The organism is Marinomonas aquimarina, from assembly GCF_900089755.1.
GTDB lineage: Bacteria > Pseudomonadota > Gammaproteobacteria > Pseudomonadales > Marinomonadaceae > Marinomonas > Marinomonas aquimarina.
In genome coordinates this window covers 47,641-65,245 of the sequence record NZ_FLOC01000011.1, presented here as the reverse complement: position 1 = coordinate 65,245, position 17,605 = coordinate 47,641, and the positions used below count along the sequence as shown (strand labels likewise).

Sequence of the window (17,605 nt, the reverse complement as noted above, 5' to 3'; positions counted from 1 at the left end):
GCGATGAAACTACTGACGGTTTGTTTGGGTAATATTTGTCGTTCCCCAGCGGCGCAGGGGATTCTAGAGCATTTAGCGCAACAGCGCGGTGTTGATTTGAGTGTCGACTCAGCAGGTACAGCAGCCTATCACGTCGGTAAGTTGCCTGATGCGCGCTCGATTCGTACATTAAGTAACGCTGGGATCGATATTACTCATCAGCGCGCCCGCCAAGTGTCCCCTGAAGACTTTCATCGCTTTGATTGGATTCTTGCCATGGATGCCGAAAATCTGGCCAATTTACAACGCATTGCACCTGCTGGCCATGAGGCGAAAGTGGTGATGTTTGGTCGTTACCGTAAGGGTGTCGATTTTGGCGAGGTGGACGATCCTTATTATGGTGGCGAGCAAGGATTCGAAGACATGAAGCAGCAGCTTATTAAGATCAGTAACGACTTTTTGGCCCATCTTTATGAATGATCCTCGTCCTGCGTTTATTGAAACGGATGTGTCTTTACAGCCCTACAATACCTTTCGCTTTGATTATCAAGCGCAATACTTCGCTCTGATTGAAACCATTGAGCAATTAGTTCAGGCCATTGCTTGGGCTAAGTCTTGTACGCTGCCTGTCACGGTTTTAGGCGGGGGCAGTAATCTTCTTATTCAAGGTGATGTTGCTGGACTGGTGTTGCTAAATCACATCAAACGTCTTACTCGCCTAGAAGAAACGCTGGACTCAGCTTTGATTGAGTTTGGTGCTGGGGAGGTGTGGCATGACAGTGTTGCTTGGGCGGTCGAGCAAGGGCTTGGCGGCATTGAAAACTTAGCCCTCATTCCTGGCTCAGTGGGTGCGGCTCCGGTTCAGAATATTGGCGCCTATGGGGTGGAAGTCAAAGATGTGATCGCTGCGATTCAGGTGTTGGATGTTGCAGACTTATCCTTGCATACCCTAGCACCAGAAGACTGTGCATTTGGCTATCGCGAGTCGCGCTTTAAGCATGAATGGCGTGAGCGCTATGTGATTACCTCGGTGACATTACGCTTAAGTAAGCAGCCGCTGTTGACGCTTGAATATGGCGGCCTCAAAAATGCCGTGTCAGAAGGTGCTGGGATTCGTCAGGTGTTTGATGCTGTGTGCGAGATACGCCGTAGTAAGCTGCCTGATCCTGCCCAACTTGCCAACTCAGGAAGTTTCTTTAAAAATCCTGTGGTTGATGCTGAATGTTATGCTGCCATTAAAGCGAAATTTCCTAATGTGGTGGCCTTTGCGCAAGCACAGCAATGGAAGTTGGCCGCTGGTTGGTTGAATGATCAAGCAGGTTGGAAAGGTTACCGTGGCCAGGGTGTTGGGGTGTATGAGAAACAGGCGTTAGTGTTGGTCAATTATGACTGCACCAAGGCTGATGCTTTGTTGGCCCTAGAGCAGTCGATAAAGGACTCGGTGCAAGCCATGTTTGGCGTTGAATTGGAGCGAGAGCCGGTGCTGTTAGGAGCCGCTTCGTGTCGATAAAAATAGGTGTGATGGATTCTGGGGCGGGTGGCTTAACCATTCTCCAGTCGATTCACGCTGCTTTGCCGCAAGCGGATTTACTGTATTTTGCGGATCAAGCGTTCGCGCCTTATGGCGCTAGAGACAATGACTGCATCGCTCAGCGTCTGATTACCATTGCAGACTATTTTGTACGTCAAGGATGTCAGTTGATGGTGGTGGCCTGTAATACGGCAACCGTAGCAGGCATTGCTAAGTTAAGGGCGGCGACATCCATGCCTGTGGTCGGCGTTGAGCCCGCAGTGAAACCGGCCTGCAGCAGCAGTTTATGCAAGCGTGTCACGGTTTTGGCCACTTTAGGCACCAGTAAGAGCCGTCGGCTCAATGATTTGATCGACACTTGGCGCTTGGATACTCAGGTGTCGATTGTTGCCAGTCCTTCCCTTGCTTCCTTGATTGATGCGATGCCACAGTCCCTGCTTGCGGTGCGGGCTGAAGTGCAGCGTATTGCTGAGTTGGTTCAGCAAAACCAATCGGATACCTTGGTGTTGGCCTGCACGCATTACCCTTTAATTAAAGAAATGTTCGATGAGGTACTGCCGGATGTGGTGATCATTGAGCCCAGTAAGGGGGTTACGGCCCAAGTGCTGCGGCTTTTGCAAGATGGTCATCATGAGTCGGGTGAGGGGCGTTTGTCGTTGTTGACCAATGTCGATGGTGAGCCCCGCCATGCATTGCAATACTGGGCGACGCCCGCGCTTGGGGATGTGCTGTGTATTGAGCTGTAAGCGCTAGGTCCTGTAATGCGATAGTTCATTGCCAAGGTTTTAGACATTAAAAAAGCCAGCTAAGGATTTCTTAGCTGGCTTTTTGTTTTGTGCCTGTGCTGTGACCGCTTCCTTTATTCGGAAACGGACTCAGTTTCAGGTGTGCTATCTGTTGCAGAGTTCGCTTCACTGCTTAGGCGAGGATCGTTCTTAACGCGACCTGAACGACGCTGGCGACGTTCTTGAGCCGCTTGCTCACGCTTCTCAAGAAGCTCTTGCTTCGCCTTTTCCTGTTGCTCGATCAGTGCTTTCGGCAGCTCCACTGGCGCTTTTTCTTCGCTTGCTGGCTTAGCGGCTTTACGGCCACGGATTGGGCGCGGTTGACGAATTTTACGGCCTGAGGTGTTGTCGCTGTTCTGCTCCGACTCAACTTCAGGCTTGGCAGATTGTGGTGCTGGTTCTGCCGTCGTAGAGGTTTCTTCAGTCACCGCTTCGCTCTCAGTGCTTTCAAGTGACGCTGCAGGGCTTTCAAGTGACGCTGCAGGGCTTTCTTCTTCGGCAGATGCTGGTGCTTCTGTTTCGGTTGCCTCAAGTGCAGTGCTTGACTCTTGCTGGTTAGCGCTTTCTGACTCGATGTCTTTGGCTGTCTCTGCTTCTGCTGCATCCGTCTTAGCTGCTTCAACTGTTTCGGTTGTATCAGTATTAACTGTTTCAACGGCTTCAGTCGTATCAGTTTTAGCTGCTTCAGTGTCAGAGCTTTGCTCGGTATCGCTTGCTGCTGGCGCAATGGCTGGCGTATCAGCGATTTCTTCTTTGGCGGCTGTAGCAGGTTCTGCTGGTTCAGCTACTTGAGTATCAGCCTGTTCGCTTTGCTCAACCTTATTCATGCCTGCTTTAACTGACATTTTTGGTTTGCTTGGCTTATCGCCTTTTTCGCCTTTTTCGCCTTTTGCTTCAGCTTTGTCAGCTTGATCTTCGGCTTGCGCGCTTGTGTCTGACTTAGCGGCTTTTGCTTTAGTCGGTTGCTCATCAGTTTGTGCTGTCGCTACTTCTGTTGCCTCGGATTTTTGAGGCTTAGAAGCTGACTTGTCTTCTGTGTTGGCTTCCTCAGTGTTCGCAGCTGCCGCAGTCTCTTCAGACTTGTTGTTATTGCGGCGTGAGCGACGTGAGCGGCGTGGTTTACGCTCACCAGAGTTAGCTTCAGAATTATCTTGCGCAGCGTTGTTTGAGTTCTCAGCTTGCTCAGCAGCGGCTTTCGCTTCAACTTCCGCCTCAGCTTGTGCTTGTTGCTGTGCTTGCTCAATTTCGTCTTTCAGCTTGCCGTTACGACGTTTGTTGTCGTTGCGATCACGCTTGCGTTCTGAAACTTCTGGCTCAGGGCGACGCGCTTTAACCTTATTAGTCGGCTCTTTAGTTTGCGTTTGCTGCTCGTCTTTGTTTGATTGCTCGCGCTGCTTGTTGCGGTTGTTGCTCTCTTTTGCGTTTGCGTTTGTGTCTTGAGTTTGAGCTTGTGCCTGAGCACGACGTGACTGACGTGTTGATTTAGGCTTTTGCTCGCCGTCTTGACGAGGTTTGCTGTCCTTGTCTTGCTGGCGCGCAGGGCGGCGTTCACGTTGTTGACGGTTGCGCTGTGGTTTACGCTCTTCAGAGGCAGCTTTTGCAGCTGGTTTCTGTTCTTCTTTCTTCGGCGCTACTTCTTGCTCAACGGTTTCTTCTGCTGAACCGAATAGGGCATTAAAGAGACGTTTGAAGAAGCCTGGTTTCTTCGCCGTTACCTTCGCTTCCGGTGCGACGGGGGCAGGTGCTGGTTGTGCTGGGGCAATACTGGTTACCGCAGCTTGCTGACGGGCACTTTCACCGGCTTGGCGAGGCTCGTACGGAGGTTGTACTGGCTCTTCTACCAAGTTGTAGCTGCTGTCGTCTTGGGCAATGACTTCGTTGTCATCACGGATACGCTCTACATGGAAGTGAGGTGTTTCCATGTGTGGGTTTGGTACGAGGATAATATGAACGTGGTTGCGCTTTTCGATCTTAGCGATGTTAGTGCGCTTCTCGTTCAATAGGAAAGTCGCGACAGAAACCGGCAGGATAGCGCGGATTTGTGCGGTACGTTCCTTAGCACATTCCTCTTCGATTAGGCGAAGGACAGACAGTGCTAGAGATTCTACGTCACGGATAAAGCCTTGGCCGTTACAGCGTGGGCAGACGATGCCACTGGTTTCGCCTAGTGATGGGCGTAGGCGCTGACGTGACATTTCAAGAAGGCCGAAGCGTGAGATGCGGCCGATTTGCACGCGCGCACGGTCCGCTTCTAGAGCCGCTTTCATGCGGTTTTCTACTTCTTTCTGGTTACGCACAGGGGTCATGTCGATAAAGTCGATGACCACCAATCCACCGATGTCACGTAGGCGTAATTGGCGCGCAATCTCGTCTGCCGCTTCTAGGTTGGTTTGCAGCGCAGTTTCTTCGATGTCGCCGCCCTTAGTAGCACGAGCAGAGTTGATATCGATAGACACCAATGCTTCCGTCGGGTCGATAACAATCGAACCACCAGATGGTAATCGTACTTCACGCTGGAAAGCCGTTTCGATCTGAGTTTCGATCTGGAAACGGTTAAACAGTGGGGTTGGCTCTGTGTACAGCTTGATGCGGCTCTTAAAGTGCGGCATCACCTGCATAACGAAGTTTAGAGCGTCTTGGTAAACACTTTTCTCATCGATTAGCACTTCGCCAATGTCATCGCGTAGGTAGTCACGGATGGCACGAATAACGATGTTACTTTCTTGGTAGATCAAGAATGGAGCAGGGCGATCGGCTGCGGCTTTAGTGATCGAATCCCAAAGCGTTTGTAGGTAATCCAAGTCCCACTGAAGCTCTTCAGTTGAGCGGCCAACACCCGCTGTACGAACGATTAGACCGCCGTTGTCAGGTACTTCTAAGCCTGACATGGCTTCTTTCAATTGTGTGCGATCGTCACCGTCGATACGACGAGAGATACCGCCAGCGCGAGGGTTGTTTGGCATTAGGACAAGGTAGCGACCAGCTAAACTCACGAAGGTCGTCAGTGCTGCACCCTTGTTGCCTCGTTCTTCTTTATCAACTTGAACGATTACTTCTTGGCCTTCCGTCAACACGTCTTTGATGTTGATGCGACCATCAGAATTAGATTTCTTGGAAAAGTAAGTTTTGGAGATTTCTTTAAGAGGTAGGAAGCCGTGTCGTTCTGCACCGTAGTCTACGAAAGCGGCTTCTAAACTTGGCTCAATACGAGTGATTTTACCCTTGTAAATGTTCGCCTTCTTTTGCTCACGTGACCCTGATTCGATATCTAGATCGTACAGGCGCTGCCCATCTACTAACGCAACGCGCAACTCTTCTTGTTGAGTTGCGTTTATTAACATTCTTATCATTGAAATGACTCTTCTTAATGATTCAGAGAATGCTAAGCTCATGAGCTATAACGATTTTTTAAAGTGCTATCTTGATTCAGTCACAATTTACAGGCTCGCCACTGTTGCCCGTTTGTAGGGATGGCATCGCTCTTTTCTGTGTTGCTGTAATGTGTGATTCAACTATCGGTCAACATGAAAGGTGCTGATCTTGAAAGCGTCTTCAATGGTAAACTGTTACACCCATGAACCGATTCACTGATTCATGCGGTTTATTATATAAAAATTTAACTTTTTGCTCAGAGGTAAGAAATGACCAAAGTGTCGCTTTGGTAATGGCTTTTCATTCGTTACAATTGCTTCTTCGAGGCTTTCTGTTGCCTCTTACCCTCTGTGGTTTTGAATATAACAGTAAAATCTAAGTGCTTCAATTACATAGGAAACCAATCTTTTGGCTGCAAGTGAAAATAATGGTGCGCCAGAGCGCCCACAGGTACGTTTTGTGACGATTGATGAAAATAATCATGGTCAACGTATCGACAACTTTTTGGTCACTTTCTTAAAAGGTGTGCCCAAGGGGAAAATCTACAACTTACTGCGCAAAGGTGAGATCCGTGTCAATAAGAAGCGCATAAAGCCCGATTTTCGTCTTAATAGTGACGATGTGATCCGTATTGCGCCAATTGTCGTGGCAGAGCCAAGTGATAAGCCGATGGTGGCTGAGGGGCTTAAGCAAGAGATTGAAAACCGTATCGTGTACGAAGATAAAGGTTTGATTGTCGTCAACAAACCTTCTGGTCTAGCCGTACATGGTGGCAGTGGTTTGAGTTTTGGTTTGGTGGAAGTGGTGCGTCAAATGCGCCCACAAGAAAAATTCATTGAGCTGGTTCATCGACTGGATCGTGATACCTCAGGTCTGATTATGATCGCCAAAAAGCGTAGCGTATTAAAATTGTTGCACGCCGCTCTGCGTGAAAAAGAAGGGGTGCAGAAGACTTATAATGCTTTGGTGTTTGGTTCTTGGCCGAAACGTAAGCTGCAGGTGAATGCTCCGCTGCTCAAGAATGAATTGAAATCTGGTGAGCGTGTGGTGAAAGTACATACAGATGGCAAAGAGTCACTAACGCGTTTTAAAGTGTTACGAGCGTTTGATGGCTTCACGTTTATCGAATGTGAGCCAGTGACGGGGCGAACTCACCAGATTCGTGTGCACACTCAGTTTGCCGGCTATCCAATCGTTGGCGATGATAAGTACGCACCGAATGAGGCCAATGCGCAGGCCAAGCAGTTGGGCTTTAAACGCCTATGTTTGCATGCAGCAAAGCTTGAGATCGATTATGAAGGTGAGAAGTTAGTGCTCGAAGCGCCGATTGAAGACGCTTGGAAAGAAGCCATGCAAGCGCTACCGAGTAAGTATTAACGGCTTGTGTGATCGAAAATAAAGTAAAAATGCCGCATCACTGAATCAGTTATGCGGCTTTTTTGTTTGCGTTTGGGTTAAGGGATCATGATGGTGGCTTCGCCTGTCACCACTTTTTTGCCTTCTACGGTGCAAACGGTTTCGATCACAGCGCGACGACGGCGCTCGTTTAGCTCTTTTACAGTTACGGTAGTTGTGACGGTGGCGCCAATGAATACTGGGGCGCGAAACTTAAGGGTTTGCTCTAGGTAGATGCAGCCAGGCCCTGGTAGTTGGGTGCCAATGGCAGCAGAGATAAAGCCTGCGGTCAGCATGCCGTGGGCAATCGGCTTTTCAAAGCTTGTAGTGGCAGCATAGTCTGCATCCAGATGCACTGGGTTGGTGTCGCCGGTTACTTGAGCGAACGCTTGAACGTCTTGTTCTGTGACAGTTTTTTCGATGCTTGCGCTCAGACCTTCGGTCAAGTCTTCAAATGAGTAGCTCACTATTAAGTCCTTATTTCTGTAAATGGCGCTATGTTACACTCCAATCAGTGTTTACTTAAGGCTTATGGTGCATTTAAGCGCCGTATTTTTGTTTTACGGTCTACTCTAGATAGTAGTAGCGGTTCGCCGGACGGAGTGTTTCATGGCTTGGAACGAAGAAGACGATCAAAACAATACTGAGATTGAAAAGGGGGCTACTAAGCAGGCTCCACAGCAATCTCGTGATAATGGTGAAACAAAAGTAATTGAGGCGCTTAAAGAAGTATTGAGCTCTCATATGGTTGAGCGACGTCGCGCTCGGCGTTGGAAAATCTTTTTCCGTTTCCTGTATCTGTTTGTATTTATTGGTGTTCTCGTGACGACCTTAATGCGGGCCGATATGGAAGATGTTTCGGTAAATGACAGTGTCGCGGTGCTGCGTATGCAGGGCACCATTGGCGCAGAGAATGAAGTGGATGCCAACGACTATGTGCCGTTGTTTGATGAGATTTATGCTGATCGTACAACCAAAGCGGTGCTGATTGAAATGAATAGCCCTGGTGGCAGTCCGGTGCACTCAGGCATTCTGCATGATGTGATTATGCAATATCGCGCCCAATACCCTACGATACCTGTGGTGGTGGCGGTTGAGGACATGGCAGCGTCCGGTGGCTATTATATTGCTTCCGCGGCCGATAAGATTGTTGTCGATAAGGCCAGTTTAGTGGGCTCTATTGGTGTGGTATCAGGTGGCTTTGAAGCCAGTGAGTTGCTTGACAAGGTGGGCGTTAAACGTCGATTGTTCACCGCTGGGGATAATAAAGCCTTTTTAGATCCATTTTCACCGATGACAGAGCAAGCTCAGCAAAGTTGGCAAGCGGTATTAGATGAAACGCATCAGCAGTTTATCGATGCGGTGAAAGATGGGCGCGGTGATCGTCTGCAGAATGATCCGCAGCTGTTTAGTGGGATGGTGTTTACCGGAGCTCAAGCGGTGCAAAACGGTTTAGCTGACGAAGTTGGTTACGCGCAGCAACTATTAAATAATGACTTTTCCGGATTGACGCCAGCGTATTACTCACCTTATCAAGAGCCTTGGGAAAGAGTAGCTAAGCAGTTAGGGGTAGAGTTTGCTGCGAGCGTAAAGTCTTGGCTATATGGGTTACGCTAAACTCTTAAGTTGAGTTCATCGATAGCCATAAAAAACGGAGGCAAATGCCTCCGTTTTTTATGACTTGGTTAAGGGTGGCGTTAAGCGAGTGGGTCAAGGCCCAGTTGACGTAAACTTTTGCTGGTTTCAATCAGTGGCAAGCCTTCTAGTGAGGTGGGATCATTCCCTTCCATCTTGGCAAATAATGCCACGCCTAAGCCTTCGCATTTAAAACTGCCGGCGCAATCAAGAGGTGCCTCAATCGCCACATAGCGTTGGATTTCCGCGTCAGACAGCTCTCGGAAAGTGACTTTATAGCGACTCAATATATAACGTTCTTGCTGTGTGCGCGTATTTAATAGGTATAAGCCGGTTAAAAAGGTCACGGTCTGGCCGCTAAAACGCTTTAGTTGCGCGATGGCTTTGTCTGCACTGTGTGGCTTGCCAATGATGTCTTCGGCAAAGGTGGCGCACTGGTCAGAAGTGATTAAAATGCAGTCATCTTCTAGTTGTGTGACTAGGGCAGCGGCTTTTGCTTTCGTTATTCGCTCAATGTAGGATTCCGCATGTTCGCCATCTAAGCGGCTCTCGTCGATGTCTGGAGATAGGGTGCTGAAGGGGATTCCTAACCGTTTTAGAAGATTCTGACGGTATATAGAGGAAGAGCCTAAGATCAATTTTTGCATCATATTTGCTGTCATACGGCCTTTCTAGAGTCTTGTTTTGTCGAAAAAATAGCTAATTCTTATTGAGACACGAAATAATACGTAAAAAATGCCATTTAAGCCTCAGTATTCTTTGACAAGAATGGGACTTGGCAATATTATTCCCCGCCATGTTGAATGACACATTACCCAAATACTTTGACCCTCGTAAACATGCTACTCATGAAGTAACGTTAGAGGGGCGTTTATCACTCAGTCAATTTCCGGAGTTGAGCGCTGCTTTAGCGTCAAATGAAGGGGATGCGTTCGTTCATCTAGACTTTAGAGTGGATGAAGATAGGCGCTACATTGCGACTGGTTCAATTAAAGCTACCGTACAAGTTGAGTGTCAACGATGCTTGGAGGCTGCCCCAGTTGAGCTAGAGGTTGATCTGTGTGTGTGCTTCGTTTATGACGAAGACCATGCTAAGAATATACCTGGCGACTATGATCCCGTTGTCATGACCGATGGTGAGGTCGTTCTCGCTGATATGGTTGAGCAAGAATTAATTCTCGCTTTACCAATTGTTGCCTATCACGATGAAAGTGGTTGCAACCCAGTAGCTCTAAAGTATGCCTCGTCTACCGATGACGCACCGGATGACGAAATTAAACCGAATCCATTTAGTATATTGGCCGAATTAAAGGCTAAGAAAAATTAGGAGCTCCAAAAATGGCAGTACAAAAAAGTAAAGTGACTCGTTCACGTCGCGGCCAGCGCCGTTCACACGATGCACTATCTAACCCAACTCTATCTGTAGAACAGACTACTGGTGAACTACACCGTCGTCACCACGTATCTGCAGACGGTTTTTACCGTGGCCGTCAAGTCGTTACTCCTAAAGGTGAGTAATTAGATACCCCAATGATTAGGGTAGCTATTGACGCTATGGGCGGGGACTTAGGTCCCCGCATTGCATTCCAAGCAACAGTCCAAATTGTTGCCGCCTTTACAGATGTCGAGGCGCATTTCTACTTTGATCCAGAGGAATTTCAATTTCCTGCTGAATCGCCTTCTTCTCGAATTATTCCTGTCGCTTGTCACGACTCCATCACCAGTATGGAAGCCGTCGATCGCTCGTTGTTTAAGCGAGTAGACGCAACCATTTACCGTGCTTTGTCAGACATGTCTAAGGCGCAAGCCGATGTGGTGGTCACCTTTGGCAATACGGCTGCGATGGTGGCACTGGCACGTCATATCGTTGGTTTGTTACGACCAAAGCTATATCCAGCTTTAATTCGAGAGATGCGACCTAATCCATTGCGTTGTTTGGTGGATTTGGGTGCGAATGTTCATTGTCCAGCAGAAATGTTGAATGGCTTTGCTCTGCTAGGTGCTTCTTATGTGGAAGCGCGCAGTGACAGTGAGGCCAATGTGGCCTTGCTTAACGTCGGTGTTGAAACCAGTAAAGGAAGCTCGGTCATTAAAGAGTGCTACCGCATGTTATCGGAGCAGTCTTGGCCCAAGTTCTCTGGCTTCGCCGAGGGGTTTGAATTGTTTACCGGTGAGAAGAATGTCATCGTTTGCGATGGTATGGTCGGTAACGCTGTGTTAAAAGCCTCTGAGGGGTTGTTTGTGTTCTTGCTATCACAGCTGCCCAAGCACTCAGTGGATACGTCTGCGATCGAGAGACTGGTGCAAGCAGAGAGTCGTCATGGCGCTTGCTTGGTTGGAATCAAAGGGAATTTAGTAAAAGGTCATGGTCGTTCTGATTTGAAGGCGATGATCGGTGCGATTGAGTACGGTATCGATATTGCTCGCACCAATTTGTATAAACGAATTGAATCAAAATTAACTCAACAGGGGGTGTTATGAATTCTTCATTAGCATTCGTGTTTCCTGGTCAGGGTTCACAGCAGCAAGGTATGCTGGCTGACTTGGCTGAAAAATACGACATTATCAAAGCGACGTTCGACGAAGCATCTCAGGTACTAGGTTATGACCTATGGGATTTGGTGCAGAACGATGCTGAAGCGCTGAATCAAACCGATAAAACGCAGCCAGCATTGCTGACTAGCAGTGTGGCATTGTGGCGCCTATGGGAGCAGCAAGGTGGTGACAAGCCAGCTTACGTTGCGGGCCACAGTTTGGGTGAATACTCAGCACTGGTATGTGCGGGTGTGATTGAGTTTGCTGACGCGGTTGAGCTGGTTAAGCTGCGTGGCGAATACATGCAGCAAGCGGTTCCGGCTGGCTCTGGCGCGATGGCAGCGATCATCGGACTGTCTGATGAGCAAGTAGTTGCTGCCTGTGAAGCGGTGTCTGAAGGTGTGGTGAGTGCGGTGAACTTTAACTCACCTGGCCAAGTGGTGATCGCAGGCGAAACGGCAGCAGTCGAAGTTGCGATGGCGAACGCTAAAGAAGTGGGCGCGAAACGTGCTTTGCCGCTGCCTGTAAGTGTGCCTTCTCACTGTAAGCTAATGGTGCCTGCAGGTGCGAAATTGGCTGAGCGTCTAAATGCGATTGAATTCAAAGAGCCTGCCATTAAATTGGTGCAAAATGTGTCTGCGCAAGCGGTATCGGATGCGGTTCAGATCAAGGCAAACCTTGTCTCTCAACTAAGCGAGCCTGTTTTATGGACTCAATCTATTGCTTTGTTGAATGAGCTTGGTGTAGAAAAGACTGTTGAATGTGGTCCGGGTAAAGTTCTGACAGGTCTAAACAAGCGAATTGTGAAAGGTTTAGATGCTGTAGCAATTGGAGATGTGGCAGGCTTTGACGCTGCGACAGCAAATTAAAAAAGACTGGAGATAACTTGATGAGCAAGATTGCGCTAGTAACTGGTGCGACGCGTGGTATTGGTAAAGCCATCGCGCAAGCGCTAGTCGCTAATGGTATGACTGTAGTGGGTACCGCAACAAGTGAAGCGGGTGCTACAAGCATTAGCGAATACTTAGGCGATAATGGTAAGGGTATTGTACTGGACGTTTCTAATGACGAATCAGTCGATGCTGTTATCAAGCAAATCAACGAAGAGTTTGGTGCGCCGACGGTTTTGGTTAACAACGCTGGTATTACGCGTGATAACCTAATGATGCGTATGAAGATGGATGAGTGGGAGCAAGTGATCAACACTAACCTAACATCTGTTTTCCGTGTTACGAAAGCATGTCTTCGCGGTATGACAAAAGCAAAATTTGGTCGTATCGTAACGATCAGTTCTGTGGTGGGCTCTATGGGTAACGCTGGTCAAGCGAACTACTCAGCGGCTAAAGCGGGTCTAGAAGGTTTCAGTCGTTCATTGGCGGCAGAGATTGGCTCGCGTGGTATCACGGTTAACTGTGTTGCGCCTGGCTTTATTGCGACAGACATGACCAAAGATCTACCAGAAGATCACAAAGCGAATTTGGTATCAAAAGTACCTGCTGCACGTTTGGGTGAGCCTGAAGAAATTGCAGCCGCTGTTGCTTTCTTGACCTCCGATGCGGCAGGTTACATTACTGGTGAAACATTGCATGTCAATGGTGGCATGTACATGGCGTAATTTGAGTTGAATTTTGTAATAAATTCAACGAAAATACGTCTCCGGTTCATGATGAGAATCACGCCCAATTTGGGTGTCACTAATTTTTATAATAGGCTCAAAGTGAGCTATTAACGAGTAGAGTAGGAACTTCTAATGAGTAGCATTGAAGAACGCGTTAAAAAAATCGTTTGCGAACAACTAGGCGTTAAAGAGGAAGAAGTTGTACCAGCAGCGTCTTTCGTAGATGATCTAGGTGCTGATTCCCTAGACACAGTTGAGCTTGTAATGGCTCTTGAAGAGGAATTCGACACAGAGATTCCTGATGAAGAAGCTGAAAAAATCACCACTGTACAAGCAGCTATTGATTACATCAACGCTAACTTGTAATTCTCTGGTGCACTGAGTTTCCGAAAAGCCGCTCGTATTATATGTACAGCGGCTTTTCTTATTCTTACCCCCTGTAGTAAAGGGAGTTTTCGGAGGAATCATATGTCTCGTCGTCGGGTCGTAGTCACCGGTATGGGAATGGTGAGCCCCCTTGGCAATAACGTAAAAGACACTTGGGACAATATTATTGAAGGCAAAAGTGGTGTGTCAGATATTGAACACTTTGATGCCTCTCAGTTCTCAACTCGTTTTGCTGCGCAAGTAAAAGACTTCGATGCATCGCAATATATGAGCGTGAAAGAAGCTCGTAAAATGGACGTGTTTATTCAATATGGCATAGCTGCTGCCGTCCAAGCGATAGAAGATGCTGGATTAACTCCTGATGGCGTGGATTACAAACGCATTGGGTGTGCCATTGGTTCAGGCATTGGTGGTCTGCCAATGATTGAAAAGAACGTAGAATTACTCAACGCATCGGGACCAAAGCGCATTTCACCGTTTTTTGTTCCGGGTGCGATTATTAACATGATCTCAGGTCATGTTGCGATTCGTTTTGGTTTCCAAGGGCCAAACATTTCGATTGTCACCGCCTGTACAACCGGCACCCATAATATCGGTATGGCCGGCCGTATGATTTCGTACGGTGATGCGGATGTGATGATCGCCGGTGGTGCGGAAATGGCGATTACACCGCTGGGTATTGGTGGCTTTGGTGCGGCACGTGCGTTATCAACCCGTAATGATGATCCTAAAACTGCCAGCCGTCCTTGGGATAAGGATCGTGATGGTTTTGTTATGGGGGATGGTGCTGGGATTCTAGTGCTAGAAGAATATGAGCATGCAATTGCCCGTGGTGCGACGATTTATGCTGAGCTTGCTGGCTTTGGTATGAGTGACGATGCTCATCATATGACGGCGCCGCCAGAGAAAGGTGAGGGCGCATTGTCTGCTATGGCTGCGGCATTGAAAGATGCCGGTGCAGAGGCCCATGAAATTGATTACATCAATGCTCATGGTACTTCAACACCGATTGGTGATTTGGCTGAGACTGAAGCGGTGAAAGCACTTATGGGAGCTGATGCTTCCGATGTGGCGATCAGCTCGACGAAGTCGATGACTGGACACTTGCTAGGGGCAGCCGGAGCGGTTGAGTCAATATTCTCAGTATTGGCGATCCGAGATCAGTTGGCACCGCCAACGATCAACTTGGACGAGCCTAATGAAGGTTGTGATTTGAACTATGTTTCGATGATTGCACAAAAGCGAAAAGTCGACTTGGTGCTCAACAACTCTTTCGGCTTTGGTGGTACAAACGGCACCTTAGTGTTTCGAAAAGTATAAAAAAAAGCGGCATTAGCCGCTTTTTTTTATAAACTTAAATTTTATTGCAAGGTTTCCCCTTGAGCCGCAGGGCGATTAGCTTCTATCATTTCGCTAATATCGACGCTCTCTCCGGCTTGCTCGGCATCGTAAAGTTGCTCGTCAATCTGTTGGTAGTAGGCAAGCTCTTCATCACCTAAGAAATGTAAGCATTCGCCACCAACAAAATATAATAGCTCGCGATGCATCAGAGGAACCAGGTTTGGGTAGCAGCGGATAAAGCGACTTAAAAGCTCTTGAGCGTCAAACAGAAACTCAGGTTGAGCTTGGTCGCCAGCAGACAGTAGTTCTCCCCACTTATTAATGAAATCTTGCTCCTCTTCGGCCAGCTCAGCACGATCAAACGGATCGTGCTCTTGAATACGTTGCTGAAGAACTTGTAGGCGGCTAATAATAAATTGGATTCTAGAACTCACGAGAAACGAAACCTATTTTGGTGGGTTTAAGTTGTATGAATAAAGAAGGTTATTATGGCATATGCTATTGAAATAAAGGACCTAAAAAAGCGTTACGGCAATGGCTTTGAAGCGCTGAAAGGTATTGACCTGACGGTAGAGCAGGGTGATTTCTTTGCGTTATTAGGACCAAACGGTGCCGGTAAGTCGACCACAATCGGTATTTTGTGTTCTTTGGTCAATAAATCCTCAGGCAGTGTCAACATCTTTGGTGTCGACATTGATAAAGATTTTGCTGGGGCTAAGCGTTACCTAGGTGTGGTACCACAAGAGTTTAACTTCAACGTATTTGAAACCGTGTTTAACGTTGTCGTGACGCAAGCGGGCTTTTACGGTATCCCAACTCACTTGGCTGAAGAGCGAGCCGAGAAGTACCTCAAGAAACTCGATTTATGGGATAAAAAAGACACCCAATCACGCATGCTTTCTGGTGGTATGAAGCGTCGTCTGATGATTGCTCGAGCACTCATTCACGAACCTAAAGTTCTGATTTTGGATGAGCCAACGGCGGGTGTGGATATCGAGCTTCGTCGCTCCATGTGGGAATTCATCAAAGAACTGAATGAGCAGGGCACAACCATTATCCTGACCACACACTACCTAGAAGAAGCAGAGCAGTTGTGTCGTAATATCGCCATCATAAACAGTGGTGAAATCGTTGAAAACACCAGTGTTAAAGCGCTACTAAAGACCCTTAGCAGCGAAACCTTTGTCTTGGACCTTGATGAATCAATTGACCAAGTGGCGCTTGAGGGCTATGACATTAAGCTGATCGGGGATGGCTCGTCGGTGGAGGTAGCGGTGATGAAAGGGCAAAATCTGAACGATGTGTTTGCCTATCTGAACCAGCAAAATGCCAAAGTGGTCAGTATGCGTAACAAGTCAAATCGTCTTGAAGAGCTGTTCGTTAAATTAATCAAAGGAAGTAAGTAGCATGTCCACAGGTGAAATCTGGATTGCGTTTTACACCATCCTACGCCGTGAAATTCGTCGCTTTATGCGTATTTGGCCACAGACTCTGTTGCCGCCAGCGATCACAATGACGCTGTACTTTGCTATTTTTGGTAACCTAATCGGCAGTCGTATTGGCGAGATGGATGGCTTTAGCTACATGCAATTCATCGTGCCCGGTTTGATCATGATGTCGGTGATCACCAACTCCTACTCAAACGTAGCGTCATCTTTTTTCTCGGCCAAGTTTCAGCACAGTGTGCAAGAGCTTCTGGTATCGCCTACGCCTAACTGGGTAGTACTGACAGGCTATGTCTTGGGGGGAGTGGCGCGTGGCTTGTGTGTCGGTGCAACGGTAACGGTGTTGTCGCTGTTCTTTACGCATCTACACTTACATAATCTATTTTTAACCATTCTGATTGTACTGCTCACGTCGGTGATGTTTGCATTAGGTGGCTTTGTTAACGCGTTGTTTGCGCGTAACTTTGATGATGTGTCCATTGTGCCGACCTTTATTCTGACACCGTTAACCTACCTAGGTGGTGTATTCTACTCAATCAGTCTATTGCCTGAGCTTTGGCAGAACGTTTCTATGCTTAACCCCGTGTTATACATGGTCAATGCGTTCCGTTACGGTATTTTAGGTGTCTCAGACATTGACGTGACGTGGGCATTGGTTATCATCTGCGCGTTTATTATTGGTTTATTTTATATTGGCTTAACTCTGCTAAATCGTGGCAGAGGCATTAGAAGTTGAGGTGTTGAGCATGGGGTTTTTACCCTTAGGACAGAAAACGGATTACGTTTCTGAATATGATCCTGGTTTGTTGTTTCCCATTGCACGTGTCGATAAGTGGCGTGATATGGGCATCGAATCTGAGCGTTTGCCCTTCCATGGAGAGGATATTTGGAACGCATACGAGCTGTCTTGGTTAAATAAAAAGGGAAAACCGATCGTGGCGACCGCGGAATTCCGCTTGCCATGTTCATCGCCAAACATCATTGAGTCTAAGTCATTCAAATTGTACTTAAACTCATTGAACCAAATGCGTTATCAAGACCAATTTGAAGTGCAGGAAATTCTTGAGAGAGATTTGACGGCCGCTGCAGGTGCTCCAGTGAGTGTGGTGATCCGCGATGTGGATGCCATGGAGTCTTTGGTGGTGTTAACACCGGATTACTGCATTGATGAACTGGACGTTGAAATCAATGAATACCATCCAAATGCAGATCTGCTAACAGTGAAAGACACTGAGCAAGTAGAAGAGCGTTTGGTGAGTCATTTGTTGAAATCGAACTGTCCGGTGACCAATCAGCCTGATTGGGGGTCGGTGTTTATCGATTACCAAGGTGGTCAAATTGATCACGCAGGACTGCTGAAATACATTGCTTCTTTTCGTGAGCACACGGACTTTCATGAGCAATGTGTGGAGCGTATCTTTATCGACATCATGACCCGCTGTAAGCCACAGAGTTTGGTGGTTTACGCACGTTATGTGCGTCGTGGCGGTTTGGATATTAACCCGTACCGCTCCACGTCAGAGATTGTTCTGGGGAACGATCGTCTTGCACGCCAGTAAACTGGCAAACGCTCCGCTAAATA

General features: G+C 47.7%; 19 protein-coding genes. 15 read left to right on the top strand and 4 right to left on the bottom strand.

The annotated features are described in order from the left end of the window. Positions 1-3: 3 nt before the first annotated feature. Genes MAQ5080_RS10270 through murI form a run of 3 tightly spaced genes read left to right on the top strand, consistent with a single transcriptional unit; the run spans position 4 to position 2,256 of the window. Complete coding sequence (locus MAQ5080_RS10270) at positions 4-459, top strand: low molecular weight protein-tyrosine-phosphatase (protein WP_067209571.1); 456 nt, start codon at positions 4-6, stop codon at positions 457-459. Continuing rightward, positions 452-1,489 (top strand): UDP-N-acetylmuramate dehydrogenase, encoded by a 1,038-nt coding sequence (gene murB, locus MAQ5080_RS10265; RefSeq protein ID WP_067209567.1) that lies wholly within the window; start codon positions 452-454, stop codon positions 1,487-1,489. Before MAQ5080_RS10270 ends, murB begins: the two co-directional genes overlap by 8 nt. Further along, positions 1,480-2,256, top strand: coding sequence for a glutamate racemase (murI, locus tag MAQ5080_RS10260; RefSeq protein WP_156496563.1), 777 nt, complete (start codon positions 1,480-1,482; stop codon positions 2,254-2,256). The genes murB and murI overlap by 10 nt, the downstream gene beginning before the upstream one ends. 113 nt (positions 2,257-2,369) lie before the next feature. On the opposite strand, the gene rne is transcribed toward murI, so the two are convergent. Further along, positions 2,370-5,645 (bottom strand): ribonuclease E, encoded by a 3,276-nt coding sequence (gene rne / locus MAQ5080_RS10255; RefSeq protein ID WP_067209561.1) that lies wholly within the window; start codon positions 5,643-5,645, stop codon positions 2,370-2,372. Between the two features lie 430 nt (positions 5,646-6,075). On the opposite strand from rne, the gene rluC reads away from it, so the two are divergent. Then, positions 6,076-7,044 (top strand): 23S rRNA pseudouridine(955/2504/2580) synthase RluC, encoded by a 969-nt coding sequence (rluC, locus tag MAQ5080_RS10250; RefSeq protein ID WP_067209557.1) that lies wholly within the window; start codon positions 6,076-6,078, stop codon positions 7,042-7,044. 77 nt (positions 7,045-7,121) lie between these two features. Here rluC and MAQ5080_RS10245 read toward each other — a convergent pair whose 3' ends face one another. Next, positions 7,122-7,529, bottom strand: a complete 408-nt coding sequence (locus tag MAQ5080_RS10245) for a MaoC family dehydratase (RefSeq protein WP_082861076.1) — start codon at positions 7,527-7,529, stop codon at positions 7,122-7,124. 142 nt (positions 7,530-7,671) lie between these two features. Between MAQ5080_RS10245 and MAQ5080_RS10240 the strand changes: the two genes are divergently transcribed. Then, on the top strand, positions 7,672-8,679 hold the full coding sequence (locus MAQ5080_RS10240) for a S49 family peptidase (protein WP_067209551.1): 1,008 nt from the start codon (positions 7,672-7,674) through the stop codon (positions 8,677-8,679). An 80-nt stretch (positions 8,680-8,759) separates the two neighbouring features. Here MAQ5080_RS10240 and MAQ5080_RS10235 read toward each other — a convergent pair whose 3' ends face one another. Further along, on the bottom strand, positions 8,760-9,359 hold the full coding sequence (locus MAQ5080_RS10235; protein WP_231870818.1) for a Maf family protein: 600 nt from the start codon (positions 9,357-9,359) through the stop codon (positions 8,760-8,762). Positions 9,360-9,472: 113 nt separating this feature from the next. On the opposite strand from MAQ5080_RS10235, the gene MAQ5080_RS10230 reads away from it, so the two are divergent. From MAQ5080_RS10230 to fabF, 7 genes are all read left to right on the top strand, one after another. After that, positions 9,473-10,024: a YceD family protein gene (locus tag MAQ5080_RS10230; RefSeq protein WP_231870817.1), complete on the top strand. Its 552-nt coding sequence runs from the start codon at positions 9,473-9,475 to the stop codon at positions 10,022-10,024. Positions 10,025-10,035: 11 nt separating this feature from the next. Continuing rightward, a complete protein-coding gene (gene rpmF, locus MAQ5080_RS10225; RefSeq protein WP_067209547.1) occupies positions 10,036-10,215 on the top strand; it encodes a 50S ribosomal protein L32 in 180 nt (59 codons plus the stop codon). Positions 10,216-10,227: 12 nt separating this feature from the next. Continuing rightward, complete coding sequence (locus MAQ5080_RS10220; protein ID WP_067209544.1) at positions 10,228-11,178, top strand: fatty acid synthesis protein; 951 nt, start codon at positions 10,228-10,230, stop codon at positions 11,176-11,178. Further along, positions 11,175-12,101 (top strand): ACP S-malonyltransferase, encoded by a 927-nt coding sequence (fabD, locus tag MAQ5080_RS10215; RefSeq protein WP_067209541.1) that lies wholly within the window; start codon positions 11,175-11,177, stop codon positions 12,099-12,101. The genes MAQ5080_RS10220 and fabD overlap by 4 nt, the downstream gene beginning before the upstream one ends. A gap of 20 nt (positions 12,102-12,121) precedes the next feature. Next, on the top strand, positions 12,122-12,847 hold the full coding sequence (gene fabG / locus MAQ5080_RS10210) for a 3-oxoacyl-ACP reductase FabG (protein WP_067209538.1): 726 nt from the start codon (positions 12,122-12,124) through the stop codon (positions 12,845-12,847). A 135-nt stretch (positions 12,848-12,982) separates the two neighbouring features. Beyond that, the gene (gene acpP, locus MAQ5080_RS10205; protein ID WP_055462884.1) at positions 12,983-13,216 is read left to right on the top strand and encodes an acyl carrier protein; all 234 of its coding nucleotides are present in this window, start codon (positions 12,983-12,985) and stop codon (positions 13,214-13,216) included. A gap of 102 nt (positions 13,217-13,318) precedes the next feature. Continuing rightward, positions 13,319-14,557, top strand: a complete 1,239-nt coding sequence (gene fabF, locus MAQ5080_RS10200) for a beta-ketoacyl-ACP synthase II (RefSeq protein WP_067209535.1) — start codon at positions 13,319-13,321, stop codon at positions 14,555-14,557. A 41-nt stretch (positions 14,558-14,598) separates the two neighbouring features. On the opposite strand, the gene MAQ5080_RS10195 is transcribed toward fabF, so the two are convergent. Beyond that, entirely contained in the window at positions 14,599-15,012 is a 414-nt protein-coding gene (locus MAQ5080_RS10195; RefSeq protein WP_067209532.1) for a PA2817 family protein, read from the bottom strand. 54 nt (positions 15,013-15,066) lie between these two features. Between MAQ5080_RS10195 and MAQ5080_RS10190 the strand changes: the two genes are divergently transcribed. The 3 genes from MAQ5080_RS10190 to queF are packed head-to-tail and all read left to right on the top strand — an operon-like array spanning position 15,067 to position 17,582. Beyond that, entirely contained in the window at positions 15,067-15,984 is a 918-nt protein-coding gene (locus tag MAQ5080_RS10190; RefSeq protein ID WP_067209529.1) for an ABC transporter ATP-binding protein, read from the top strand. A gap of 1 nt (position 15,985) precedes the next feature. Continuing rightward, positions 15,986-16,759: an ABC transporter permease gene (locus MAQ5080_RS10185; protein ID WP_067209524.1), complete on the top strand. Its 774-nt coding sequence runs from the start codon at positions 15,986-15,988 to the stop codon at positions 16,757-16,759. 10 nt (positions 16,760-16,769) lie between these two features. Then, positions 16,770-17,582: an NADPH-dependent 7-cyano-7-deazaguanine reductase QueF gene (queF, locus tag MAQ5080_RS10180; RefSeq protein ID WP_067209813.1), complete on the top strand. Its 813-nt coding sequence runs from the start codon at positions 16,770-16,772 to the stop codon at positions 17,580-17,582. Positions 17,583-17,605 lie beyond the last annotated feature (23 nt).